25 protein-coding genes are annotated in these 23,552 nt (G+C 60.8%); 18 read left to right on the top strand and 7 right to left on the bottom strand.

The genetic code is table 11. The features are described from left to right. The first annotated feature begins 192 nt into the window (after positions 1–192). From ACIQ3A_RS01705 to coaD, 3 genes are all read left to right on the top strand, one after another. Positions 193–480: a cell envelope biogenesis protein TolA gene (locus ACIQ3A_RS01705; RefSeq protein WP_396430025.1), complete on the top strand. Its 288-nt coding sequence runs from the start codon at positions 193–195 to the stop codon at positions 478–480. Positions 481–627: 147 nt separating this feature from the next. Next, on the top strand, positions 628–1,275 hold the full coding sequence (gene rsmD, locus ACIQ3A_RS01700; protein ID WP_396430024.1) for a 16S rRNA (guanine(966)-N(2))-methyltransferase RsmD: 648 nt from the start codon (positions 628–630) through the stop codon (positions 1,273–1,275). Between the two features lie 58 nt (positions 1,276–1,333). Continuing rightward, a complete protein-coding gene (coaD, locus tag ACIQ3A_RS01695; RefSeq protein WP_396430023.1) occupies positions 1,334–1,840 on the top strand; it encodes a pantetheine-phosphate adenylyltransferase in 507 nt (168 codons plus the stop codon). A gap of 13 nt (positions 1,841–1,853) precedes the next feature. Here the strand turns inward: coaD and recJ are convergent, their stop codons facing one another. The 4 genes from recJ to ACIQ3A_RS01675 all read right to left on the bottom strand — a co-directional run bounded on the left by recJ (position 1,854) and on the right by ACIQ3A_RS01675 (position 5,515). Further along, complete coding sequence (gene recJ, locus ACIQ3A_RS01690; RefSeq protein WP_396430022.1) at positions 1,854–3,608, bottom strand: single-stranded-DNA-specific exonuclease RecJ; 1,755 nt, start codon at positions 3,606–3,608, stop codon at positions 1,854–1,856. Then, the gene (locus ACIQ3A_RS01685; RefSeq protein WP_396430021.1) at positions 3,605–4,564 is read right to left on the bottom strand and encodes a hypothetical protein; all 960 of its coding nucleotides are present in this window, start codon (positions 4,562–4,564) and stop codon (positions 3,605–3,607) included. Before ACIQ3A_RS01685 ends, recJ begins: the two co-directional genes overlap by 4 nt. Before the next feature lie 159 nt (positions 4,565–4,723). After that, positions 4,724–4,864 (bottom strand): hypothetical protein, encoded by a 141-nt coding sequence (locus ACIQ3A_RS01680; RefSeq protein ID WP_396430020.1) that lies wholly within the window; start codon positions 4,862–4,864, stop codon positions 4,724–4,726. A gap of 3 nt (positions 4,865–4,867) precedes the next feature. Continuing rightward, on the bottom strand, positions 4,868–5,515 hold the full coding sequence (locus ACIQ3A_RS01675) for a DUF2076 family protein (RefSeq protein ID WP_396430019.1): 648 nt from the start codon (positions 5,513–5,515) through the stop codon (positions 4,868–4,870). A gap of 154 nt (positions 5,516–5,669) precedes the next feature. Here ACIQ3A_RS01675 and ACIQ3A_RS01670 point away from each other — a divergent pair, with 154 nt between their 5' ends. The 3 genes from ACIQ3A_RS01670 (at position 5,670) to ACIQ3A_RS01660 (ending at position 8,739) form a co-directional block, all read left to right on the top strand. Next, on the top strand, positions 5,670–6,866 hold the full coding sequence (locus tag ACIQ3A_RS01670; protein WP_396430018.1) for an MFS transporter: 1,197 nt from the start codon (positions 5,670–5,672) through the stop codon (positions 6,864–6,866). Between the two features lie 36 nt (positions 6,867–6,902). Beyond that, positions 6,903–7,370, top strand: a complete 468-nt coding sequence (locus ACIQ3A_RS01665) for a CoA-binding protein (RefSeq protein WP_396430017.1) — start codon at positions 6,903–6,905, stop codon at positions 7,368–7,370. Positions 7,371–7,455: 85 nt separating this feature from the next. Continuing rightward, positions 7,456–8,739, top strand: coding sequence for an O-acetylhomoserine aminocarboxypropyltransferase/cysteine synthase family protein (locus tag ACIQ3A_RS01660; protein WP_396430016.1), 1,284 nt, complete (start codon positions 7,456–7,458; stop codon positions 8,737–8,739). A gap of 33 nt (positions 8,740–8,772) precedes the next feature. Here the strand turns inward: ACIQ3A_RS01660 and ACIQ3A_RS01655 are convergent, their stop codons facing one another. Both ACIQ3A_RS01655 and ACIQ3A_RS01650 read right to left on the bottom strand, forming a co-directional pair. Then, the gene (locus tag ACIQ3A_RS01655) at positions 8,773–9,657 is read right to left on the bottom strand and encodes a DMT family transporter (RefSeq protein WP_396430015.1); all 885 of its coding nucleotides are present in this window, start codon (positions 9,655–9,657) and stop codon (positions 8,773–8,775) included. Then, positions 9,654–10,565, bottom strand: coding sequence for an alpha/beta fold hydrolase (locus ACIQ3A_RS01650; protein WP_396430014.1), 912 nt, complete (start codon positions 10,563–10,565; stop codon positions 9,654–9,656). Before ACIQ3A_RS01650 ends, ACIQ3A_RS01655 begins: the two co-directional genes overlap by 4 nt. Before the next feature lie 228 nt (positions 10,566–10,793). Between ACIQ3A_RS01650 and ACIQ3A_RS01645 the strand changes: the two genes are divergently transcribed. The 11 genes from ACIQ3A_RS01645 to ACIQ3A_RS01595 all read left to right on the top strand — a co-directional run bounded on the left by ACIQ3A_RS01645 (position 10,794) and on the right by ACIQ3A_RS01595 (position 21,400). Further along, positions 10,794–12,062: a lipoprotein-releasing ABC transporter permease subunit gene (locus ACIQ3A_RS01645; protein ID WP_396430013.1), complete on the top strand. Its 1,269-nt coding sequence runs from the start codon at positions 10,794–10,796 to the stop codon at positions 12,060–12,062. Further along, a complete protein-coding gene (gene lolD / locus ACIQ3A_RS01640) occupies positions 12,055–12,738 on the top strand; it encodes a lipoprotein-releasing ABC transporter ATP-binding protein LolD (RefSeq protein WP_396430012.1) in 684 nt (227 codons plus the stop codon). The genes ACIQ3A_RS01645 and lolD overlap by 8 nt, the downstream gene beginning before the upstream one ends. A gap of 14 nt (positions 12,739–12,752) precedes the next feature. Then, positions 12,753–13,577 carry a TatD family hydrolase gene (locus ACIQ3A_RS01635; protein WP_396430011.1) on the top strand — a complete coding sequence of 275 codons (825 nt, stop codon included), beginning with the start codon at positions 12,753–12,755 and terminating at the stop codon, positions 13,575–13,577. A gap of 141 nt (positions 13,578–13,718) precedes the next feature. Continuing rightward, on the top strand, positions 13,719–14,477 hold the full coding sequence (locus ACIQ3A_RS01630; protein ID WP_396430010.1) for a spermidine synthase: 759 nt from the start codon (positions 13,719–13,721) through the stop codon (positions 14,475–14,477). Between the two features lie 149 nt (positions 14,478–14,626). After that, positions 14,627–15,115, top strand: coding sequence for a tripartite tricarboxylate transporter TctB family protein (locus ACIQ3A_RS01625; RefSeq protein WP_396430009.1), 489 nt, complete (start codon positions 14,627–14,629; stop codon positions 15,113–15,115). Positions 15,116–15,128: 13 nt separating this feature from the next. Then, a complete protein-coding gene (locus tag ACIQ3A_RS01620; RefSeq protein WP_396430008.1) occupies positions 15,129–16,640 on the top strand; it encodes a tripartite tricarboxylate transporter permease in 1,512 nt (503 codons plus the stop codon). Positions 16,641–16,834: 194 nt separating this feature from the next. Next, positions 16,835–17,773, top strand: a complete 939-nt coding sequence (locus ACIQ3A_RS01615; RefSeq protein ID WP_396430055.1) for a Bug family tripartite tricarboxylate transporter substrate binding protein — start codon at positions 16,835–16,837, stop codon at positions 17,771–17,773. Between the two features lies 1 nt (position 17,774). Continuing rightward, on the top strand, positions 17,775–19,397 hold the full coding sequence (locus ACIQ3A_RS01610) for a gamma-glutamyltransferase family protein (protein WP_396430007.1): 1,623 nt from the start codon (positions 17,775–17,777) through the stop codon (positions 19,395–19,397). Further along, a complete protein-coding gene (locus tag ACIQ3A_RS01605; protein ID WP_396430006.1) occupies positions 19,375–19,674 on the top strand; it encodes a hypothetical protein in 300 nt (99 codons plus the stop codon). The genes ACIQ3A_RS01610 and ACIQ3A_RS01605 overlap by 23 nt, the downstream gene beginning before the upstream one ends. Before the next feature lie 3 nt (positions 19,675–19,677). Next, positions 19,678–20,583 (top strand): DMT family transporter, encoded by a 906-nt coding sequence (locus ACIQ3A_RS01600; protein WP_396430005.1) that lies wholly within the window; start codon positions 19,678–19,680, stop codon positions 20,581–20,583. 16 nt (positions 20,584–20,599) lie between these two features. Further along, the gene (locus ACIQ3A_RS01595) at positions 20,600–21,400 is read left to right on the top strand and encodes an SDR family oxidoreductase (protein ID WP_396430004.1); all 801 of its coding nucleotides are present in this window, start codon (positions 20,600–20,602) and stop codon (positions 21,398–21,400) included. Between the two features lie 37 nt (positions 21,401–21,437). Here the strand turns inward: ACIQ3A_RS01595 and ACIQ3A_RS01590 are convergent, their stop codons facing one another. Then, a complete protein-coding gene (locus ACIQ3A_RS01590; protein ID WP_396430003.1) occupies positions 21,438–22,337 on the bottom strand; it encodes a DMT family transporter in 900 nt (299 codons plus the stop codon). Positions 22,338–22,469: 132 nt separating this feature from the next. Between ACIQ3A_RS01590 and ACIQ3A_RS01585 the strand changes: the two genes are divergently transcribed. Next, the gene (locus ACIQ3A_RS01585; RefSeq protein WP_396430002.1) at positions 22,470–23,453 is read left to right on the top strand and encodes a quinone oxidoreductase family protein; all 984 of its coding nucleotides are present in this window, start codon (positions 22,470–22,472) and stop codon (positions 23,451–23,453) included. Positions 23,454–23,552 lie beyond the last annotated feature (99 nt).

Below are 23,552 nucleotides of genomic sequence, written 5' to 3'. Positions count from 1 at the left end.
AGGGTCAGGCCCAAGGCTGCCATGTGGCCACTTGTGCAGCGATGCTGCATCTGCTGTGCGTCGAAGCTTGTTTGAAAACACATGGCGTTACAACTGCGGCCCACGAACGGTCATCAGCGCGTCCTGGGGCCGCGTTGTAGTGACAAGTTCAACAAGGTGTTGAACTGACAACCTGAATCAAGGGATTTTTTTATGACCAAGCTGCTCGCCACTCTCGTTGCCGGTTTCTTTGCTGCCGGTGCGTTTGCCCAAGCCCCGGCTGCAGCACCTGCAGTTATTGCAACACCGGCCGTAGCCGTTGCTCCGGCAAAAACTGAGATGAAAGACGCTAAATCCGACGCCAAAACCAAGGCTGAAAAAGCCGAGAAAAAAGCCGCTGCCAAATCTGAAAAGAAAGCAGCGAAAGTCCAAGCCAAGGGTGATCAAGCTGCAGTCAAGGCCGAAGTCAAAGCGGCGACCCCAGCCGTCCCAGCCAAGTGAGTAGGGTTTGTCGTCTCTGAGGCCCGGCCCGTGGCCCAAGAAAAAACCAGCTTCGTGCTGGTTTTTTTTGGCACGTCTTTTGTGGCTGTGGCTTAGATCTTTTGTAAAGCACTTGGGTGCGCGCCATGGCCTATACACTTGCAGCCCATGCGCACATCGAAAACTTCACGGCCACCTGCCAGCGGAAAAGTCCGTCAACCTGCCGCCAAAAAACCCGTTCACCGGGCACCCAAAGGCGAGCCCTCGCACGAGGTCCGCATCATTGGGGGGCAGTGGCGACGCACCCGGCTCAAAGTGATCGATAAGCCCGGTCTGCGTCCCACCCCTGACCGCGTGCGTGAGACGTTGTTCAATTGGCTTGGGCAGGACCTGAGCGGCTGGCGCTGCGTGGATGCCTTTGCCGGTACCGGTGTGCTGGGGCTGGAAGCTGCATCTCGCGGCGCAGTTCATGTGCTGATGATCGAGCAAGATGCCGTGCTGGTTCGCGACTTGCAAGACAACGCCATGCGCTTGAAAGCCAGCATGGTCAACGTACAGCGCGGTGACGCCGTGACCCTTTTGGGGCATTTGCCTGCGGGCAGTGTCGACCTGGTGTTCATTGACCCGCCGTTTGACGGCCCCTGGTTTGAACCCGCCCTGAAAGCAGCCACCAAGGCCGTGCCCGCTGGCGGCTGGATTTATCTGGAAGCGCCCGTGCAATGGACCACTGAGGCGCTGGAAGCATTGGGTCTGCAATGCATTCGCCACCTCAAGGCAGGCGCCGTGCATGCCCATTTGTTGCAACGCGCCGCATAATCCCGATCTGGACACCGAAGCCCACTCAAGCCTGCCAAAGCCCCTCAAGGACATCGCCATGAGCCGATCCGCCAAAGCCGCAGTCATCGCTGTTTATTCCGGCACCTTCGACCCGCTCACGCTGGGGCACGAAGACGCCATTCGACGTGCTGCGCAAATGTTTGACGAGGTCATCATTGCCGTAGCCCATGCGCACCATAAAAACACCCTGTTTTCGCTGGAGGAGCGGCTGGCGCTGGTGCAAGCAGCGCTGGCCGATTGCCCCAATGTGAAGGCGCAGCCTTTTGATGGGCTGATCGTGGCATTTGTGCGTGCCCAAAACGCTCAGGTCATTGTGCGTGGCCTGCGCTCGGTCACCGACTATGACTATGAAACCCAGATGTCCGGTATGAACCGCCATCTGGCCCCTGAAGTGGACACGGTTTTCTTGCACACCAGTGCCGGTGTGCAGCACATCAGCAGCACGCTGGTGCGCGAAATCAGCAAATTGAGCGGCGATGTTTCGGGCCTCGTTTCTGCGCCGGTGCTCAACGCCCTGCAAGCCAAGGTGGCGACCAAACACTGATGCCCAGCGTTCTTCAGAGTTCGGCGCCTTCCACCAAAAAGCGCACCCGCTTTTGGCCTTGCCACTCGTCGGCGTCCAGCCGATAAGCCAGTTTCACCTTGGAGGGCAGTGGCTCGGTGCGGCCAAACCAGATGCCATCCACCGGTTGACCCTGGTGCTTCATCTTGAGCGACAGGTGTTTTTCGCCCACCAAGCGCTGCGAGACCACCTCGATCTCTTCGCAAAATACGGGCGGCGCAAAGCCCTGGCCCCAGACCTCGTGGTGCAGCATCTCGACCAGGTCCACCCGGCGGTATTCAGCGGGCAGCGGTCCGTCGGTTTCCAGCCGTCGTTGCAAGGTGGCTGCATCCAGCCACTCTAGGGCCACTTGGTTGAGCATTTCTTCAAAAACATCGAGCTGTTCTTCGGCAATCGTGCAGCCCGCGGCCATGGCGTGGCCACCAAAACGCAGCAGCACGCCTGGCGCACGCTTGGCCACCAGGTCGAGTGCATCGCGCAAGTGAAAGCCCGCAATGGATCGGCCCGAGCCCTTGAGTTCGTGTTCTTTGCCTGGTGCACTGCTCGCGGCAAAAACAAAAGTGGGGCGGTGCAGTTTGTCCTTGATGCGCGAGGCCACGATGCCCACCACGCCTTCGTGAAAATCCGGGTCGAACACGCAAATGGCGGGGGGCGGTTCGTCGCCTTCGTCAAACAGCGACTCGGCCATTTCCATGGCCATTTCCCGCATGTCGCCCTCGATCACGCGGCGTTCGCGGTTGATGGCATCCAGCTGTTTGGCCAGCTCGTCAGCCCGGCCTGCATCGTCGGTCAGCAGGCATTCGATGCCCAGGGTCATGTCGGCCAAACGGCCCGCGGCGTTGATGCGCGGCCCTAGGGCAAAGCCAAAGTCGAAGGTGGTGGCTTTGGCGGTTTCGCGGCTTGCCACACGCATCAAGGCTGCCATGCCCGGTGGCAGGGTACCCGCGCGCACGCGGCGCAGGCCTTGCGCCACCAAGCGGCGGTTGTTGGGGTCCAGCCGCACCACATCGGCCACGGTGCCCAGCGCCACCAGCGGCAGCAGGGCGTCCAGCCTGGGCTGAGGGCGTGCCCCCACGCCCACCAGCTGGGGGCGGCCAGGCGCTGGCTCAGCGGCATCAAACACGCCGCGTTGGCGCAGCTCGGCCCGCAGGGCCAGCAGCACGTAAAACATCACGCCCACCCCCGCAATCGATTTGCTGGCAAAGCCGCAGCCTGGCTGGTTGGGGTTGACGATGACTTCGGCTGTGGGCAGTTCGCTGCCCGGCAAATGGTGGTCGGTCACCAGCACCTGCAGGCCCAGGGCTTGCGCGGCCTGAACGCCCGCCACGCTGGCAATGCCGTTGTCCACGGTGATCAGCACATCGGCGCCCTGGGCATGCACGCGTTCGGCAATGGTGGGCGTGAGGCCGTAGCCATCGATCACCCGGTCGGGCACCAGATAGGACACGTTGAGCGCTCCAAGCATGCGCAGGCCGCGCACGGCCACTGCGCAGGCGGTCGCACCATCGCAGTCGTAATCGGCCACGATGCACAAGCGCTTGTTGGCAGCCATGGCGTCGGCCAGCAGCCGGGCAGCTTCGGTGGTACCCAGCATGTCAGTCGGCGGCAGCAGCAGGTTCAGCGCGTCGTCCAGTTCGGCTTTGGACTGTACGCCGCGTGCTGCGTAAAGGCGCGCCAACAGGGGGTGGATGCCGGCTTGTTCCAGCGCCCATGCGCTTCGGGGCGGTACATCTCGGGTCAGCAAATTCATGGGGTGATCAGGGCGGCCAGTACCGCTGCAGGTGTGGTGTTGTGAAACAGGCGAGTGATTCGCTTCTGCCAAGTGGCAGGCGCAGCCTCGTAGGTGTGTGCGGCGTGCTCGCTGCACAGGCTCAGCGTGGCCTGACCTGTGACTTTGAAGTGCTCGAGCAAGTCGGCCACGGCGGTCGCGTCCAACTGTTTCCAGGCTTGCTGCCAGGCTTGCAGGTCACCGCGCAAGGCACTTGTGCGCAGGGCATCGGACAGGGTCACAGGCTGAGCGGGCGCGCCAGACCCGGCGGACAGGGTGCCTGCCCCGTGCAGCCAGAATGCATTGACGGTGTGTTGTCTGCGCGCTTCACGGGCGTCGTTCACTGGGTGGTTGTACAGCAGCATCTGCATCTCGCTTTGCAGGCGTTGCAAGGGTCTGGCAGCGTGACGGGCGGAGGGGCTGTCAGGCATCCAGGGTTTCACGTTTTGACCGATGACCCGGTCGAGCGAGGCTGTGGGCATTTCGGCCAGCATGTCGCCTTGCGCGTGCCAAGCCAGGGCGCTGTGCCAGGTCACTTGCAAGCCGTCTTCTTGTAAAAAGGCTTGCATGGCCTGTAGCAATTGCTGTGATTCATCGTCGGATAAAAACAGGCTGGCTGGGTCAAGCAGCACCACCTGGTCCATGCCGACTTGCCAATGGCAGGGCGTCATCCAGGCTTGTGGCGCGGTGCTGGGGTGGCCTTGTTGTGCGCTGTGCCAGGCGGCCCAGGGCAGGGCGGCGTTGTCTTGCGCCCAGCCCAATGCCTTGGCCAGGAGGCGTTCGTGCGGCATGTGCAGGGGCACGTCTTCGTTGTCTTTCAGCGCGTATTGGCGCTGCGACAGGTTCAACAATGTGTGCAAGTGGGGCAGTTGTAAACCAATCCAGGCTGCTGGGTCCATGAAAGCGTGGCTGGCTGCGTACGGAATGATCAGGTGCATGGGGATTGATTGTCGCAGGCCCGGTCGAGTCCACTCGTGCCGCGGGGTCCTTGGCGGCTGAAGCCGATGGTTTCACAAAGCCATCATGGCTTCGTGCCGCTTCAGCCCGGTTTTGCAAGTCCGATGGGGGCTTGCGTTAAAGGACGATGAGGCTGCGCTTCAGCGCGAGTTCACGCCATAAATCACCGCCAGGGCGATGGCAAAAATCACCGCCCAGATGGCCCGGTTGTTTCTCTCGATGAACTTGAGGACCACGTCTTCAAGACTTTTGGATTGGTGTTTTGGTTGGGGTTTGTTCATACATCAGGCCCAGTCTTCGCCCTGGTCCCAGGACACATCGCCAGCATCCGCCACATCGGCAGGCTCTGCCGCTGGTGACACCAGACCCTGCAAGGGCTCTTCCTGAGCGCTGCTCAGGGGAGATGCCGCATTCGGCGTCGGCGTGTTGTGCCCCATAAGGCTTTGAACGCCCTGAAACAACAAGCCTCCGGCGACCACGCCCGCTGCAGTGGTGGCCATCTGGGCCATCAAACCACCGCCCCACGGACTCGCGCTGGGCTGGGGTGTCAAGGCAGGCGTGCTCGCGGCAGGGGCGGACATGGGCTTGCTCGCAGTTGCTGTGGGGGACATGGCCGGTGTCACTGAACCTCTGCCCCAGGCTTGCGCGCCGGACATCAAAAAGCCGCTGGACGCTGGCACAGGCGCTTGCGCTCCTTGTAACAGGGCCTGTTGCTGCGCGCATTGCGCTTCCAATTGCTGGATGCGGGTTTGCGCTGCATCGAGGGCCATGCCCAGGCCCATGGCACGTTGCACCAGCAAGTAAGGCGCATCGGCCTGGCTTGCGACCGCCTGGCGGATGAGTTCGTCGGCCATCGGTTCTTTGGGGTCTGCGCGGGTTTGGCGCAAAGCGCTCAGAAATTGCTGCAGTTGGTCACGTTCTGTGGCGTTCATGGCTGGGCTTTTGAAGCGATTTGAAAAATCATTATGGGCGTTTTGGGAATTTACCCGATTCAAAAAGGCTGATCTTGTCAGGCACTTACCGGTGCACGGCTGGCTGCATTTTCAAAGGCACAATGACCCAAACTTCAACAACACAGGAGACCGCATGAAAGAGACCCCCTATGCCTGGGTGGTGGTTTGGGCCACCTTTGTGTGCCTGGCGCTGATCTTTGGGGTGTCTTATTCGTTCGCGGCTTTTTTTGAACCGTTTGCAGCCGAATTCTCGGCACAACGGGCGGAGGTGTCCTGGATTTTTGGCCTGTCGGGCTTTGTTTACTTTGTCCTGGGCGCCGGCGGCGGCATGCTGGCCGACCGATTCGGCCCCCGCCTGGTGTGCTCGGCGGGCATGGTCCTGATTGCACTGGGGCTGTTGGCCACCAGTTGGGCCACTTCCTTGCTGGCGGTGTACCTCAGTTACGGCTTGCTGGTGGGCTTGGGCATTGCCCTGGTCTATACGCCATCGATTGCCAGTGTCCAGCCCTGGTTCACCACCCGCCGCGGGCTGGCCGGGGGCATTGCCAGTTCGGGTGTGGGTGCGGGCACCTTGTTAGTTCCGGTGCTGGTGGCCATGGCCATTGGCCCCATGCCCTGGCGCGATGCGATGCGCGCCCTTGCCTTGGGGGTTTTGCTGCTGGGCCTGTTGGCAGCGGCCTTGCTGCGACGCGCGCCTGCCAGCAACGGTTCGGGCAAAAACGGCGGGTCAGGGGGCTCAGCCAGTGGCCTGACGTTGCGTGAGACGTTGCGCACCCCCACATTCCGCTGGCTTTACCTGGCCACCGTGCTGGCCTCGCCCGTCATGTTCATCCCTTTTGCCCATGTGTCGGCATCTGCCCGCGATCTGGGCCTGAGTGAGGCGCTGGCCGTCGGTCTGGTCGGGCTGATTGGCGTGGGCAGTCTGGTGGGCCGCTTTGCGATCGGGCTGGTGGCTGACCGGATGGGACGTGCGCAAACCCTGGTGCTGATGCAACTGTCCATGGGGGCTTCTTATTTGTTGTGGGGGGCCGCCAGCGGGCATGTGTTGCTGGCCTTGTTTGCCCTTTGGTTTGGTCTGAGTTATGGCAGCATCGTGTCGCTTTTGCCAGCCCTGTGCATGGATTACTTCGGTGGAAAATCGGTGGCCAGTGTGGTCGGTACCCTTTACAGTGGTGCCGCATTGGGCAATCTGCTGGGGCCAGTGCTGGCGGGCGCGGTCTTTGACGTCAGTGGCCATTACTTGGGGGTGATGGCGGTGTGCCTGTTTCTTTCCCTTTGCGCCACCTGGGCTTCCCGAAAGATGAAAGCCAGTGGGCAGACGCTTTACTGATGGGCTTGAGGATGTTGATTTTTTTAACAAGATGCCATGAACAATGATTTGCACGCGCTGCGGCGCATTCTCACCACTTGCCGCACCATCGCTGTGGTGGGTTTGTCAGCCGAATGGCATCGGCCCAGTTATTTCGCGGCCAAGTACATGCAGTCGCGTGGCTTTCGCATCGTGCCTGTCAACCCGCGATACGCGGGGGGCCAGGTGCTGGGGGAAACCTGCTATGCCAGCCTGAACGACATCCCGTTCAAGGTGGCCATGGTCGATGTTTTTCGGCGTGCTGAGGATGTGTTGCCGATTGCCCAGCAAGCTGTAGAGATCGGCGCTCTTTGCCTGTGGCAACAACTGGGCGTGGCCAACCCCGAGGCCGATGCCTTGGCACGCCAGGCCGGTCTGGATTCGGTCACGAACCGTTGCGTCAAGATCGAACATGCCCGCCTGTTTGGTGGCCTGAACTGGGTCGGTGTCAACACAGGCATCATCTCAGCGCGCCGAATGTTGTGAGCTTTTCCCAAGGGCATCACCACGGTACTGCCCCTGTTTGAAGGACCCCTTCCCCTGGCATCCAGCCACATTTTTTTTGCCCACCATGACCGACCGTAAATTCCACCCTGAAACCCTGGCCATCCACGCCGGTCAAATTCCCGATGCGGCCACAGGTGCCCGGGCTTTGCCGATTTACCAAACCACCAGCTTCGTGTTTGACAGCGCCGAGCATGCGGCTTCGCTGTTCAACCTGCAGACTTTTGGCAATGTGTATTCGCGCCTGAGCAACCCCACGGTGGCGGTGCTCGAAGAGCGGGTGGCCGCGCTGGAAGGCGGACGTGCCGCCGTGGCCAGTGCGTCAGGCATGGCAGCTGAAACCATGGCCTTGATGACCCTCTTGCAATCAGGTGACCATGTGGTGGCCGCTGGCGCTTTGTACGGTGGCTCGGTCACCATGCTGGCTGTGAGTCTGGCCAAGTTCGGCATCGAAACCAGCTTTGTTGATGCCACCCAGCCCGAGGCTTTTGCGGCTGCCATGCGGCCCAATACCCGAGCTGTGTACGCTGAAAGCCTGGGCAACCCGAGCATGGTGGTGCTGGACATCGCCGCCGTGGCCGATGTGGCCCACGCGCATGGCGTGCCCCTGATCATTGACAACACGGTGCCCAGCCCACTGCTGTGCAACCCGCTGGCGCTGGGCGCCGACATCGTGGTGCATTCGGCCACCAAATACCTGGCGGGGCACGGCACCACGCTGGGTGGAGTGGTGGTTGAAGGGGGCAAGTTTCCGTGGGACAACGGCCGATTTCCGGGTATGACCGAGCCCTCGCAGGGCTACCACGGCGTGAAGTTTTACGAGACCTTTGGCGACTTTGGCTTCACCATGCGCTGCCGCATGGAAAGCCTGCGCGTTTTTGGCGCCGCGCTCAGCCCCATGAGCGCCTGGCAAATATTGCAAGGCGTCGAGACCCTGCCCTTGCGCATGCAAAAGCACTGCGAGAACGCGCTGGGTGTGGCCCGATACCTGCAAGCTGATCCACGCGTGGCCTGGGTCAATTACCCGGGCCTGGCCGATCACCCGCAACACGCCTTGCTGATGCGCCAGATGCGCGGTGCCTCGGGCCTGTTGTCCTTTGGCGTGAAAGGCGGTTTGGCCCAAGGGGTCAAGTTCATCGAGTCGGCGCAGTTTATGAGCCATCTGGTCAACATTGGGGACACCCGCACCCTGATCAGTCACCCCGCCAGCACCACCCACCGCCAACTCGACGAAGCCCAGCAACTGGCCGCAGGCGTGCCACCCGACATGGTGCGCATCTCAGTCGGCCTGGAAAATCTGGACGACATCCTGTGGGACATTGATCAGGCGCTGGCTGTGGCCTGTCGCTAGCGTGCAAAGCCAGCAGGTATGGCCGTGTGCCGCTCACTCCATGGCCAGCAAGGCCTGCTTGCGCAGGCGCTCGGCCTGCAGCAAGCCCAAACCCGCGGCCACCACCAGTGCAATGCCGCACCAAGCCAGCCCGTTGGGCACATCGCCCCACATCAGGTATCCGAGCAGCAGCGCCATCAGCAAGCCGCTGTAGCGAAAAGGCCCGATCACGCTCATGTCGCCCAAACGCATGCTGAGCGTGAGCAGGTGGTAAGCCGCTGCCAAGCACATGGCCGCAGCGAACAACTGCCCGATGTGCGTCGCGCTCATGGCTCGCCAAGGCTCGAACAGGCTCCACACCCCCGCCAGCAGCGTCACCATGATGGCGGTGGACAAGGTGATCAGCAAAGAGGGGACTTGGGCGGGCACCAGGCGTGTCAAAAAATCGCGCCCGGCGTGCAGCATGGCGGCCAACAGGCACAGCCAAGCGTAGGCGTTGAATTCGCCCGCACGCGGTTGCACCACCAGCAGCACGCCTGCAAAGCCCAACAAGATCAAAGCCCAGCGGCCCAGGCTCACCCGTTCGTGCAAAAAGAACACCGCCAGCACCGTCAAAAACAAGGGACCGGCCAGGTTGATCGCCGTGGCATTGCCCAGCGGCATGTGGAACACCGCCGTGAGGTAGGTGAAGGAGGCTAGGCTGTCGACGAGGGCCCGGGTGGGCACCGAGCGGGTGATGAGCGCGCTGCGCCACAAGCTCAATTGGCCCATCCAGGCCGCCAAGGCCAGCAACAAGGCGGTGGTCATGACGCCGCGCACAAAAATCAGTTGCGGCGTGGACAGGTCGGTGCTGACCCACTTGACCAGCGCATCGTTGACGACAAAAAACACCATGGCCCCGGTCATGGTGAGAATGCCGCGCCGGTTGTGTTGGCTCATGCGGGCGTCTGGTTCAAAAACGGCAGCACCTGCGCCAGCAAGGCGTCAGGGGCTTCTTCGGCGATGTAGTGGCCGCAGGGCATGGCCTGGCCGCTGACTTGCTTGGCCACTTTTTGCCATTCCTTGAGCGGGTCAAAACAGCGCTGCACCACGCCTTGCTCGCCCCACAGCACTTGAATGGGCATCTCCAGCCGCCGCCCCTTGGCGGTGTCTTCCCGGTCGTGCACCAGGTCAATGCCCGCCGAGGCCCGGTAGTCCTCGCACAGCCCGTGGGCTGCGCCCGGCAGGGCCAAGCAGCGCTGGTATTCGGCCAGCGCCCGCGCATCGAACGGGGCCAGCCCGGCGCTGCGCTTGCCGATGACATCGGTCACGTAGGCGGCCGGGTCGGCCTGAATCAAACGTTCGGGCAAGGGTTGCGCTTGGATCAAAAAAAACCAATGCCAGTAAGCCCGTGCAAAGGCCTCGGTGGTTTGGGCGTACATGGCCAGCGTGGGCGCGATGTCGAGCAATACCATCTGGCGCACCGCCTTCGGGTGGTCCATGCCGAGCCGGTGGGCCACACGGGCCCCTCGGTCATGCGCCAGCACATGAAATTGGTCAAAGCCCAAGCGCTGCATCAAAACCACTTGGTCTTGCGCCATGCTGCGCTTGGCATAAGCGGCATGGTCCGGGCCGCCCTCGGGTTTGGACGAGTCGCCATAACCCCGCAGGTCGGCCGCCACCACGCTGAAGTGGCGGGCCAAAGTGGGGGCCACCTTGTGCCAGATCGCCAAGGTCTGCGGGTGCCCGTGCAACAACAACAAGCCAGGGCCTTGGCCACCCAGCATGGCCGAGATGTGCAGGCCTGGGGCGACTTCGATCTGCTGGTGCGCAAAACCGGGAAACAAAGGCAGGGCAGGGTGGTTCATGGGCTGGACAATGGGGGCAACAGGCTGGAGCGCCGTGCAAGGCGTTGTCAAAACTGAGAGCTTAAACGCATGGCGTGCAAGGCTTTTGAAATGCGCACGCCCCCTGCATAACAACGGGCTCGAAAAAGCTGACGGTTCTTCGCGCAGAAAACCGCCAAGGCTACCCAGCCGCAGGCTTTGCTGCGCGGGCGGACACGGTCACCGATCGATTGGTCACAATAGCGACCTATGTCTATTTTCAAAAACATCCCTTACGAACTGGTGCTGGGTTGGCGTTACACGCGCGCAGGCCGCGCCACCCGGCGCAACGGCTTCATTTCCTTCATCTCTGGCGTGTCCATGATGGGCATTGGCCTGGGGGTGGCGGCACTGATCATTGTGTTGAGCGTGATGAACGGCTTTCAAAAAGAGGTGCGTGACCGCATGCTGGGCGTGGTCTCGCACATCGAGGTCTATGCCACAGATGGCGCTGCGGTAGCCGACTTGCCGGCTTTGCTGGCCCGCCTGAAGGCGCACCCCCAGGTGGTGGGTGCGGCCCCTTTCATCACGGCGCAGGCTTTGCTGGCGCGGGGCGAAGACATGAAGGGCGTGCTGGTGCGGGGCATCGATCCGGCGCTGGAGCCCGAAGTCAGCGACCTGACGTCGGAGACCCAGGTGGGCGTGTTGTCCCGCTTGCAGTCGGGGGCCTTCAGCCTGGTGTTGGGCCGCGACTTGGCCAGCAATCTGGGTCTACAGACCGGTGACCCAGTGACCCTGGTGTCGCCTTCAGGCCAAGTCACGCCGGCAGGCGTGGTGCCCCGAATGAAGCAAATGGGCGTGGTGGGTACATTTTCATCAGGCCATTACGAATACGACTCGGCGCTGGCCTTGATGCATGTGGACGATGCTGCCCGCATGTTCCGTCTCGAAGGCCCCAGCGGGGTGCGTTTAAAGCTCAAGGACTTGCACCTTGCCCGGGAGGTCGCACGCGATTTGCAACTGGATTTAGGGCCGTCTTTTTTCGTGCGCGACTGGACACAGCAAAACAAAACCTGGTTTGCAGCCGTGCAGGTCGAAAAACGCATGATGTTCATCATCCTCACGCTGATCGTGGCGGTGGCAGCCTTCAACCTGGTCAGCACGCTGGTGATGACCGTCACCGACAAGCGGGCTGACATCGCGATCTTGCGCACTCTGGGGGCCAGCCCGCGCAGCGTCATGGGGATCTTTGTGGTGCAAGGCGCCACAGTGGGTGTGATCGGCACGATGAGCGGCTTGTTGCTGGGCCTGCTGGTGGCCTTTAACATCGACGTGATCGTGCCCGCGCTGGAAACACTGTTCAATGCCAGCTTTTTGCCGCGTGACATTTACCTGATCAGCCGCATGCCCAGCGAGCCGCTGGCCAGTGACATCTGGCCCGTGGCGCTCATTTCTTTGGTGCTGGCCTTTGTGGCCACCCTTTACCCCAGCTGGCGCGCCAGCCAGGTCAATCCTGCAGAGGCGCTGCGTTATGAGTGAGATCGTTTTGAAAGCCCAAGGCTTGACCAAGCGTTTCAGCGAAGGCCGTCTGGATGTGACCGTGCTGCAAGGGGTGGACCTGGAGGTTCGTGCCGGCGAAACGCTGGCCATCGTGGGCGCTTCGGGTTCGGGTAAAAGCACATTGCTGCATTTATTGGGCGGACTCGATGCCCCCACCCAAGGCTCGGTGCAACTCAAGGGCCAGTTGCTGTCGGCCTTGAGCGCGGCAGAGCAAGGCCTGTGGCGCAACCGCTATCTAGGTTTTGTGTACCAGTTTCACCATTTGTTGCCCGAGTTCAGTGCGCTGGACAACGTGGCTATGCCGTTGTGGATTCGCAGGCAAGATCGCACCGAAGCGGCGGCGCTGGCAACGCAATGGCTGCAGCGTGTGGGCTTGGGTGAACGCCTGCACCACCGGCCTTCGGAGCTGTCGGGCGGCGAACGCCAGCGTGTGGCGCTGGCCCGTGCCTTGGTCAATGAGCCAGCTTGCGTGCTGGCCGATGAACCCACGGGCAACCTGGACCGTGAGACCGCCGATGGCGTGTTTGAGCAAATGATGCAACTGGCGCGTGAGCGCGGCACCGCTTTTGTGGTGGTGACCCACGACACGCAACTGGCCGCGCGTTGTGACCGGCATTTGCACCTGGTCAAGGGTGTGCTGCAAGCGGCCACTTGAGTCGGGTTTGAGGAATGTGGATCGACACCCATTGCCACCTGGACGCGGCCGAGTTTGACGCCGACCGCGATGCGGTGCGCCAAAAAGCTCGTCAGGTGGGTGTCACACGTTGCGTGCTGCCAGCGGTGCAGCGTGCCGATTGGGGCCAAGTGGCGCAGCTGGCCTGGCGCCATGGCGATGCCTACGCACTGGGCATTCACCCGCTGCACGTGCCGCAGGCCCAGCCCGAAGACGTGCAAGCGCTGGACGAGGCTCTGGCGGAGCGCCGTGACGACCCCAGGCTGGTGGCGGTGGGCGAGATCGGGCTGGATTTTTTTGTGCCCGAGCTGTGCACCCCGAGCATGCGCGAGCGCCAATGGACGTTTTATCTGGCTCAGCTGAAGCTGGCGCAAAAACACGATTTGCCTGTCATCTTGCATGTGCGACGCTCTGCGGACCTCTTGCTCAAAGGCTTGCGTCTGAACCCGTTAGGGTCGGGCATCGCCCACGCCTTCAATGGCAGCGTGCAGCAGGCACAGGCGTTTGTAGACATGGGTTTTGCGCTGGGTTTTGGCGGCACGCTGAGTTATGACCGGGCCTTGCAGTTGCGGCGTCTGGCTGGCGATTTGCCACTGAGTGCCCTCGTGCTGGAGACCGATGCGCCCGACATGCCACCGCACTGGCTCTACCGGACGGCCGAACAACGGGCACAGGGCCTTAGCCAAGGCCGCAACAGCCCTGCAGAGTTGCCACGAATCGCGGAGTTGTTGGCCGATTTGCGGGGCCTGCCGCTGCCTGAGTTGGCTGCTGCCACCTGCTGCAATGCGCTGCGGGTGTTGCCTAAATTGGCCCATTTATGACGGGGCCTGGGCTGGCGGCAAATGTGCGCTTGACCCATTGTCTGCGGTTGCCCGCTTGTATCGCCTACCATCGACCCGTCCGGCGAATGCATGCTGGACCTTTGAACTAAAACTCACCGCCTGGCGGGCGGTCCTGACCCCATGAGCCGAAAAAAACCCATCGAACTGCCTGAAGTCAATTTTTCCGAGGACGGGGAAATCCGTTACCTGCACCTGGGGACTGAGTGGATTCAGGGCTCGATGTTTCTGGACAGGCCCTACGACATCGAGCTGGAATATGTGCAGCGCATGTTTGCCTGGCTGCTGTTCTTTCCGCCTGAAGAAGTCAAGGGCGCGCATGCCATGCAACTGGGTTTGGGTGCGGCCACCATCACCAAGTTTTGCTACAAAAAACTCAAGATGACGTGTACGGCCATCGAGTTGAACCCGGCGGTGTTGCACGCCTGTCGGGGCTGGTTTCGTTTGCCGCCTGACGACCAGCACCTGCGCGTGGTACTGGCCGATGCGGCATTGGAAATTCAGTCGGATGAATGGCGCGGCACAGTCGATGCATTGCAGGTTGATTTGTACGACGAAGAGGCCGCTGCCCCGGTGCTCGATACACCCGATTTTTACCGCCATTGCCGTGAACTGCTGAGCCAACAAGGCTGCATGACGGTGAACCTGTTTGGCCGTTCCTCGAGCTATGCCGAGAGCGTGGAAAAAATCTGTGCAGCATTTGGCGAAGACGCCGTCTGGGCCTTCAAGCCCACCCGCGAAGGCAATGCCATCGTGTTGGCTCAACGCACCGCCAGCAGGCCCTCGCGCGAAGCCTTGATGTCGGCCGCCACTGCCATTGAAGACAAATGGGGTCTGCCCGCACAGAAATGGTTCAAGGTGTTCAAGCCGCTCACCAAATGATCGCGCTGGCTTTCGAAATTGACCCAATCGTCACTTCGGACCTAGGGTAAACCATGGTTCTGAAAGCCCTGGCTTGTAGGTGTAACCCACATCCCCCCTGCGGACTTGTTCACGCAGAATCATGCCAACTCAATCAGAGGAGATTTCTCGTGAACATCAAGAGTCAAAAAGACTTTTTTTCCGGACTGTTCTACACGGTCGCAGGTGCTGCTTTCGCCATTGGCGCCACCAACTACAACGTGGGCACCGGGGCACGCATGGGGCCTGGGTACTTCCCTCTGCTGCTGGGCTTTTTGCTGGCCTTGATCGGTGCGTTCGTCATGTTCAAGTCCTTGACGGTCGAGACCCAGGACGGTGACAAGATCGGAGCCTGGGCCTGGAAGCCCTTGTTTTACATCATCGCTGGCAACGTGTTGTTTGGCATCTTGCTGGGTGGCTTGCCCAACTTGGGTGTGCCCGCCATGGGATTGATCGCGGCGATCTTCGGCACCACCTTGGTGGTCAGTCTGGCCGGTGAGACCTTCAAACTCAAAGAAGTTCTGATTCTGGCCACTGTCCTTTCAATCGGCTGCTACGGTGCTTTTGTGATGCTGCTTAAATTGCAGTTCCCAGTTTGGCCCACGTTCATTACCGGTTGAGGAGAAATAATTCATGGAACTGTTTGACAACCTTGCCCTTGGTTTTGGAGTGGCGTTTACTTTTCAAAACCTGATTTACGCTTTCATCGGCTGTTTGCTGGGTACTTTGATCGGCGTCTTGCCGGGCGTGGGGCCTGTGGCCACCATCGCCATGCTGCTGCCCGCCACCTACGCATTGCCCCCTGTGGCTGCACTGATCATGCTGGCCGGTATCTATTACGGCGCCCAGTACGGTGGTTCAACCACGGCCATTCTGGTCAACCTGCCCGGTGAGGCCTCATCTGTTGTGACCATGATCGACGGCTACCAAATGGCCCGAAAAGGCCGCGCAGGTCCGGCATTGGCCGCTGCGGGGCTGGGTTCATTCTTTGCTGGTTGTGTGGGCACCTTGATCCTCGCGGCCTTTGCCGGTCCGCTGACCGAGGTGGCCTTCAAGTTTGGCCCCGCTGAATACTTTTCGCTGATGGTGTTGGGTTTGATCGGCGCCGTTGTGCTGGCTTCGGGCTCCTTGATCAAGGCGGTGGGCATGATCGTGTTGGGCTTGCTGATGGGCCTGATCGGTACCGATGTGAATTCAGGTGTGGCCCGTTTCAGCTTCGACATCCCCGAGTTGACCGATGGGGTGGGTTTCATCGTGATCGCGATGGGTGTGTTCGGTTACGGAGAGATCATCTCCAACTTGGCCAAGCCTGAAGAAGACCGTGAGGTTTTCACCGCCAAAGTAACGGGCTTGATGCCCAATGCCGAGGACTTCAAAAACATGGTGCCTGCCATTTTGCGTGGCACAGCGCTGGGCTCTGCTTTGGGTATCTTGCCCGGTGGCGGTGCCTTGCTGGCGGCCTTTGCGGCCTACACCATCGAAAAGAAAACCAAGCTCAAGCCGGGCGAGGTGCCCTTCGGGCAAGGCAACATCCGTGGTGTGGCCTCTCCTGAGTCGGCCAACAACTCTGCATCGCAAACCTCGTTCATCCCCTTGCTGACGCTGGGCATCCCACCCAACGCCGTGATGGCCTTGATGGTGGGTGCGATGACCATTCACAACATCCAGCCTGGCCCGCAGGTGATGACCAGCAACCCTGAGTTGTTCTGGGGTCTGATCGCTTCCATGTGGATCGGCAACGCCATGCTGATCATTTTGAACCTGCCCTTGATCGGCATCTGGATCAAACTCTTGACGGTCCCCTACCGCTGGTTGTTCCCCGCCATTGTGCTGTTCTGCGCCATCGGGGTTTACTCCACCAACAACAACACCTGGGACATCTGGATGGTGGCCATGTTCGGTGTGATCGGATACACCTTCATCAAGCTCGGCATGGAGCCAGCCCCCTTGTTGCTCGGTTTTATTTTGGGCCCCATGATGGAAGAAAACCTGCGTCGCGCCATGCTGCTGTCGCGGGGTGACTGGAGTGTCTTTGTCACGCGTCCTTTGTCGGCCAGCTTGTTGGCTGTTGCGGTGCTTTTGCTGATCATCGTGGCCTTGCCATCGATCAAATCAAAGCGCCAAGAGGCTTTCGTCGAAGAGTGATCGGTTGACGGTTGAAGCACACCAACGGCCTCCTCGGAGGCCGTTTTTGTTGTGCATCCTGCATGTGCATGTCACTTGTGGGCGCTAGCCAGTGGCAGAGGTCTGCCAAAATAACTTCACTCGGGTCGCCGGACCTGTCATTTGCCAGAGCAAACTTCATGAAGATACAAGATTTAACCCCAAGCCTGTTGGCCATGTTCATGGCTTTTGTGTGTCTGAATCCAGCGCATGCACAGTCTTACCCGACCAAACCCGTGCGCCTGATCGTCCCTTTCCCTGCCGGGGGCGCCACTGATTTGTTTGCCCGCACGCTGTCGCAAAAACTCGGCGAAAAAATGGGGGCCGCCTTGGTGGTTGAAAACCGCCCCGGCGCAGGCGGCACCCTGGGCTCAGACCTGGCGGCCAAGGCTTTGCCGGATGGCTACACCTTGCTGCTCTCCACATCCAGCACGCACTCGATTGGTCCCAACCTGAACCCGCGCATGCCCTACGACGCTGTGCGCGACTTCACACCCATCAGCCAGGTAGGCAATGCCCCCAGCATCATGCTGGTGCCCAACAGTTCACCTGCCAAAACCGTCAGGGAATGGATCGACTACGCCAAAAAGAACCCGGGCCGCCTGAACTACGCTTCGAGCGGCAACGGCACCATCGTCCAGTTGACGGCCGAGTTGTTCAAGGCGCAAGCCGAGCTGTTTGTAGTGCACATTCCCTACAAAGGCACGGCCTTGGCCATTCCGGATCTGGTCAGTGGCAAGGTCGATGTGCTGTTTGACAGTTTGCCCACCGGCTTGCCGCATGTGCGGGATGGCCGTTTGCGTGCCCTGGGTGTGACATCGCTCAAAGCCACGCCTTTGGCGCCAGGTGTCCCGCCCATCGCCGATGTGCTGCCCGGTTACGAGTCCACCACCTGGTTTGGCCTGTTTGGTCCCAAGGGCTTGCCGCCTGAAGTGGTCAGCCGGGTGAACACCGCTGCCAACCAGGTGTTGCAAGACCCTGAAGTCATCGACAAGCTGCAACGCTTTGGCATCGAGCCCGTGGGCGGTTCGCCCGCCCAATTCACCGCCATGCTGGCCAAAGAATCGGCCAAATGGAAAAAGACCATCACCGAGCGCAAGATCACGCTGGACTGACATGCATTTTCAAAATCAATACCCCTACACCAGCACCCGCCTGCCGCTGTTTGCGCGCAATGTGGTGTCCACATCACATCCCTTGGCCGCACAAGCTGGTTTGCGCATGATGCTCAAGGGTGGTAACGCGGTGGATGCTGCCATTGCCGCTGCTGCGGTCATCACCCTCACCGAGCCGGTCAGCTGCGGCTTGGGCTCCGATGCGTTTGCCATTTTGTGGGACGGCAAGGCGCTGCACGGGCTGAATGCCTCAGGCCCGGCACCGGCCACATGGACGCCCGATTACTTTCACCGGAAATACGGCGCTGATGTGCAAACCCCACCCAAGCGGGGTTTCGATTCGGTGACAGTGCCTGGCGCCGTGGCCGGGTGGGTCAGCATGAGCGAGCGCTTTGGCAAGCTGCCTTTTGCCGACTTGCTGGAGCCCGCGATTGAGGTGGCCGAGCGGGGTTATCTGATCCCTGTGGTGGTGCAGCAAAAGTGGGCAGCAGCCACCCCCGAGTTGCGGTCGCAGCCCGGCTTTGCCCAAAGCTTTTTGCCCTGGGGCCGTGCCCCCGAAGTGGGCGAGTTGTTCCAGTTTAAAAATGCGGCCAAGGGTCTTAAGGCCATTGCAGCGACCAAGGGCCAGGCCCTTTATGGAGGCGAAATCGCAGAGGCCATTGAACGCTTTGCGAAAGAGCATGGCGGCAGCATCACCGCCAAAGATCTGGCCGATTTCAAGCCGGAGTGGGTCAAGCCGGTGGCGCAAAACTACCGGGGCTATACCCTGCACGAAATTCCGCCCAACGGACAAGGCATCGCTGCCTTGATTGCCTTGGGCATCCTGTCCCACTTTGACTTGGCCAGCCACCCGGTGGACGGGGTGGATTCACAGCACCTGCAAATCGAAGCCATGAAGCTTGCTTTTGCCGACGTGTACCGCTACGTGGCCGATCAGCGCTACATGGAGGTCACGCCAGAGCAGATGCTTGACCCGGCCTATCTGGCCAGCCGAGCCAAGCTGATCGACATGCGCAAGGCGCAAAACTTTCAGGCGGGCAATCCGGTCAAAGGCGGCACCATCTACCTCACGGCGGCTGATGAAAAAGGCATGATGGTCAGCTTCATCCAAAGCAATTACATGGGCTTTGGTTCGGGTGTTGTGGAGCCGAGTTACGGCATCAGTCTGCAAAACCGGGGTCATGGTTTCAGCACCAACCCCAAGGGTCCGAACATGGCCAATCTGGTTGCGCCGGGCAAGCGGCCATTCCAGACCATCATCCCGGCTTTCCTCACCAAAGATGGCCAGCCGGTCATGAGCTATGGCGTGATGGGTGGCAACATGCAGCCCCAGGGGCACATGCAAACCCTGGTGCGCATGCTGGACTACCAGCAAAACCCGCAAGCTGCCTGTGATGCGCCGCGCTGGCGCTACAACACCGGTCTGAACATCAACGTGGAAGCTGCCATGAACGGTCAAACCGTGCAGGACCTGATGGCGCGCGGGCACCAGTTGGACATCATCAACGACTCTTACCAAGACTTTGGTGCTGGCCAGTTCATCTGGCGCATGGGCGATCCGGGCGTGGAAGGCTACATGGCCGCCAGCGACCCACGCCGAGATGGTCAGGCTGTGGGTTTTTGATGCGTTGTGGAGTTATTTCAACCCACGGGGCTGGGGCAATATGGCGCTGAGCGCACAGAGCGCACAGAGCGCACAGAGCGCTCAAAAGCCAGTGCCCGCGTTTTGGGCCATTGACACGCTGGACCCACTGCACGGGGCGGCATCAACCGACATGTATCAAAAATTGCCCGCCCGTCCTGACCGCCGGTACCTGGTGGTGCGCGCCAACCACGCGAACACACCGGAGTTGGCAGCCGAAGACTTGCTGGTTTGGGTGCTGGCTCGAACTGGGCGTTGAACCATGTCGTCTCAAAAAACCTCCCATGTGACGACCGGTTTGCTTTTGGCCGTTGCAGGCTCCATCGCTTTCAGTGGCAAAGCCATCATCGTCAAGCTGGCTTACCGCCATGGTGTGGATGCTGTCACCCTGATCATGTACCGCATGCTGTTTGCATTGCCCTTGTTCGTGCTCATGGCCTGGTGGGCCGGCCGCGGCAAAGCGCCACTGACACCGCGTGACTGGCTGGGCGTGTTGGGCTTGGGCTTTTGCGGCTATTACCTGTCGAGTTTTCTGGATTTTTGGGGGCTGGAATACATCAGCGCCTCCTTGGAGCGGTTGATCCTTTACCTTAACCCCACGCTGGTGCTGGTGCTGGGCTGGGTCCTGTTTAAAAAGCGCATCAGTCAGCGTCAGGGTGTGGCCATGGTCATCAGTTATTCGGGCGTCCTGCTGGTGTTCGGCCACGAGGTGAGCCTGGCCGGAACGCATGCGGCTTTTGGGGCTTTTTTGGTTTTGCTCAGCGCCATCACGTATGCCGCTTACCTGACCTACAGCGGTCAATTGGTCCAGCGCCTGGGCGCTTTGCGCCTGGCGGGCTTAGCGACCACCGTGGCGTGTTTTTTCTGTATCCTGCAGTTTGTGCTGCTCAGGCCCATGGCCAGCGCGCAGGTGCCCGAGCAGGTGCTGTGGCTGTCCTTGCTCAATGCCACCGTGTGTACTGTGCTGCCCGTGCTGCTGGTCATGATGGCGATTGAACGCATCGGGCCAGGGCTGACCGCACAAACCGGCATGATCGGCCCGATGTCCACATTGCTGATGGGCGTGTGGTTGCTGGACGAGCCTTTCAACATCTGGATCATTGCGGGCACCGCATTGGTTCTGAGTGGCGTATTTTGGGTAACGCGGCCAGTGCGCCGCACAACATGAACTTCAGGAGATCAACATGGATTTAGGCATCGCAGGCAAGTGGGCTTTGGTGGGTGGCGCAAGCAAGGGCCTGGGCTGGGGTTGTGCCCGAGCGCTGGCGCTGGAAGGCGTGAACGTGGTCATGGTGGCGCGGGGCGCCGAGCTGTTGAACCAGGCCGTGGCCGATTTGCGGGTGGAAACCGGTGGCCAAGTGCAACTCATTGGCGTGGCGGTGGACATCACCACCGAAGCGGGACGGGAAGCCATCTGGAACGTGGCAGGTGGCCCCGGCAAGGACTACGACATCGTGGTGACCAATGCAGGCGGCCCGCCACCTGGTGACTTTCGCGATTGGGACCGCGATGCCTGGATCAAGGCCATCGACGGCAATATGCTGACGCCCATCGAGTTCATCAAGACCACGGTTGACCGCATGGCGGCACGTGGTTTTGGCCGCATCGTCAACATCACCTCCAGCGCCGTCAAGGCACCCATTGATGTGCTCGGCTTGTCCAACGGCGCACGCAGTGGTTTGACAGGTTTTGTGGCCGGTGCCTCGCGCAGCAAAATCGCTGCGCAAGGTGTGACCATCAACAACCTGTTGCCTGGCAAGTTTGACACCGACCGCATTCGCGCCACACTGCCCGCCATGGCGCAAAAAGCAGGCAAGACGGTGGAAGAGTTGCGCGTGATTCAGCAAGCCCAAATCCCGGCAGGCCGCTACGGCAACCCTCAGGAGTTCGGCGCCATCTGTGCTTTTTTATGCAGCCAGCAAGCCGCGTACATGACGGGGCAAAACGTGCTGGCCGATGGCGGGGCGTATTCGGGGACTTTTTAAGGTCCTTTGCGCCGATTCGACGGCGCACTGTCCCGCTCTAGCGCCGAGACGACACCCATATTCCACCGACGATGAGCGCAAATGCCAGCCCGTGATAAAGGTGTGGCAACTCGCCTAAAAATGCAGCCGAAAAGATGGCGGCAAACAGCGGCGTGAGGTTGGCAAAGAACCCCGCCACCGCTGGCCCCGCCTGCTGAATGCCCAGACCCCAGCAGCGGTAGGCCAGCACGGCAGGACCTATGGCCACAAAGGCCAGCGCGCTGATCAGTGGCCAGCCCCAGGTGATGCGGGCGTCGGTCAGGCCCCATTCCATGCCGGCAAACAGGCCCGACCAAACCAGACCAAAAACCACTTGGCCCAGCAAGAACGCCGCCCAGTCTTGGCGGATGGCCTCCGGCTCGTCCTTGCGGCTGAGCAGCCAGCTGTACCAGGACCAGCAGGCAGTGGCCAGCAAAATGAACAAGTCACCGGCCACCAGCCGCACGGCCATGAGCTGCGCCCAATCGCCCCGGGACAGCACCACCAGCACGCCCAAGATGGACAGCATGGCGCCATGGATTTGTGCGCGTCGCACAGGCGCCTGAAAAAACAGCGCTCCGATGGCCAGCATCCACACCGGGCCGCTGGCCGCCACCAGGGTCACGTTGAGCGGGGTCGAGGTTTGCAGGGCCAGGTATTGCAGGGCGTTGTAACAGCCCACACCCAGCAGGCTGAGCAGGGCAAAGCGCTTCCAGTGTTGCCACAGGCCGCTGCCGGGGCGAAGAACCCAGTAGGCCAGTGGCAGCAAGATAACCAAGGCCACGGCCCAACGCAGCAAGTTGAGTGTGATGGGGGGCACCAGATCGCTGACCAGGCGACCCACCACGGCATTGCCTGCCCACAGCACGGGGGGCACCGTCAGCAACAATGCCGTCATTGGCGATAGTTTTTGAGACATGAGGCACTGTATCGGCATCCGGGTTTTCCCGCTGTCGCCGACCTGTCCCTCCGAAGGCTTGTCCTTTGCACGAAAGCATGGGTTTCATGGCAAAGTCAAGCTTTGCTTGCATTTACCCCACAGGAGAATTCGATGAGCCTAGCAGTCCAGATTGACCAGAACGGTGGCCCGGAAGTCATGAAATTTGTTGACGTGAACGTGGGCGAACCCGGCCCCGGTGAGATTCGCATTCGCCACAAAGCCATTGGCCTGAATTTCATCGACGTCTATCAGCGCAGTGGCCTGTACACCTTGCCCATGCCGCTCAAGCTCGGCATGGAAGCCTCGGGCGTGGTCGAAGCCGTGGGCGAGGGCGTGACGCACCTGAAAGTGGGCGATCGCGCCGCCTACGCCAGCCAGCCACCCGGCAGTTATTGCGAAGTGCGTGTGATGCCTGCCAAGTGCGTCTGCAAGCTGCCCGATGCCATCTCGTTCGAGACCGGCGCAGCCATGATGCTCAAGGGGCTGACGGCGCAATACCTGCTCAGGCGAACTTGGCCACAGGGTGGCCTGAAAGCCGGTGACTTTGTGCTGTTCCATGCCGCTGCAGGGGGCGTGGGCTTGATCGCATGCCAGTGGGCCAAGGCTTTGGGCTTGCGCCTGATCGGCACCGCAGGCAGCGATGCCAAGTGCGCATTGGCCAAAGCCAATGGTGCGGAGTTTTGCATCAATTACTCGACCGAAGACTTCCTGGCCAAAGTGAAAGAGATCACCGGCGGCAAGGGCGTCAAGGTGGTGTACGACTCGGTGGGCAAGGACACTTGGGACAAGTCCATGGATTGCCTGGCACCGTTTGGTTTGTTGGCCAGCTTTGGCAACGCATCAGGCCCTGTGGCACCTTTTGCGCCGGGTATTCTGGGCGCCAAAGGATCAATTTACGTGACGCGACAGACCCTGTTCAATCACATCACCACACGCGAAAACACCCAGGAGATGGCCGATGAATTGTTTGACGCGGTGGTCAGTGGCAAGGTGAAAATCCACATCGACCAGACGTTCCCACTGTCGCAGATTCAGGAAGCGCACAAGGCATTGGAAGCGCGCAAAACCACCGGCTGCACCATCATCACGCTGTGACGGCAGGGCCTTGGCGCTTTGGTGCCGAGCGCATGACCCTGTGAAAAAAACCGCTGAGCTTTGGGTTCAGCGGTTTTTTTATTGAGCGAAGAACGCCCA

It is taken from the genome of Limnohabitans sp. (assembly GCF_044361985.1).
GTDB lineage: Bacteria > Pseudomonadota > Gammaproteobacteria > Burkholderiales > Burkholderiaceae_C > Limnohabitans_A.
The sequence above is the reverse complement of the archived record's forward strand: the minus strand, read 5'-3'. Positions and strand labels throughout refer to the sequence as shown.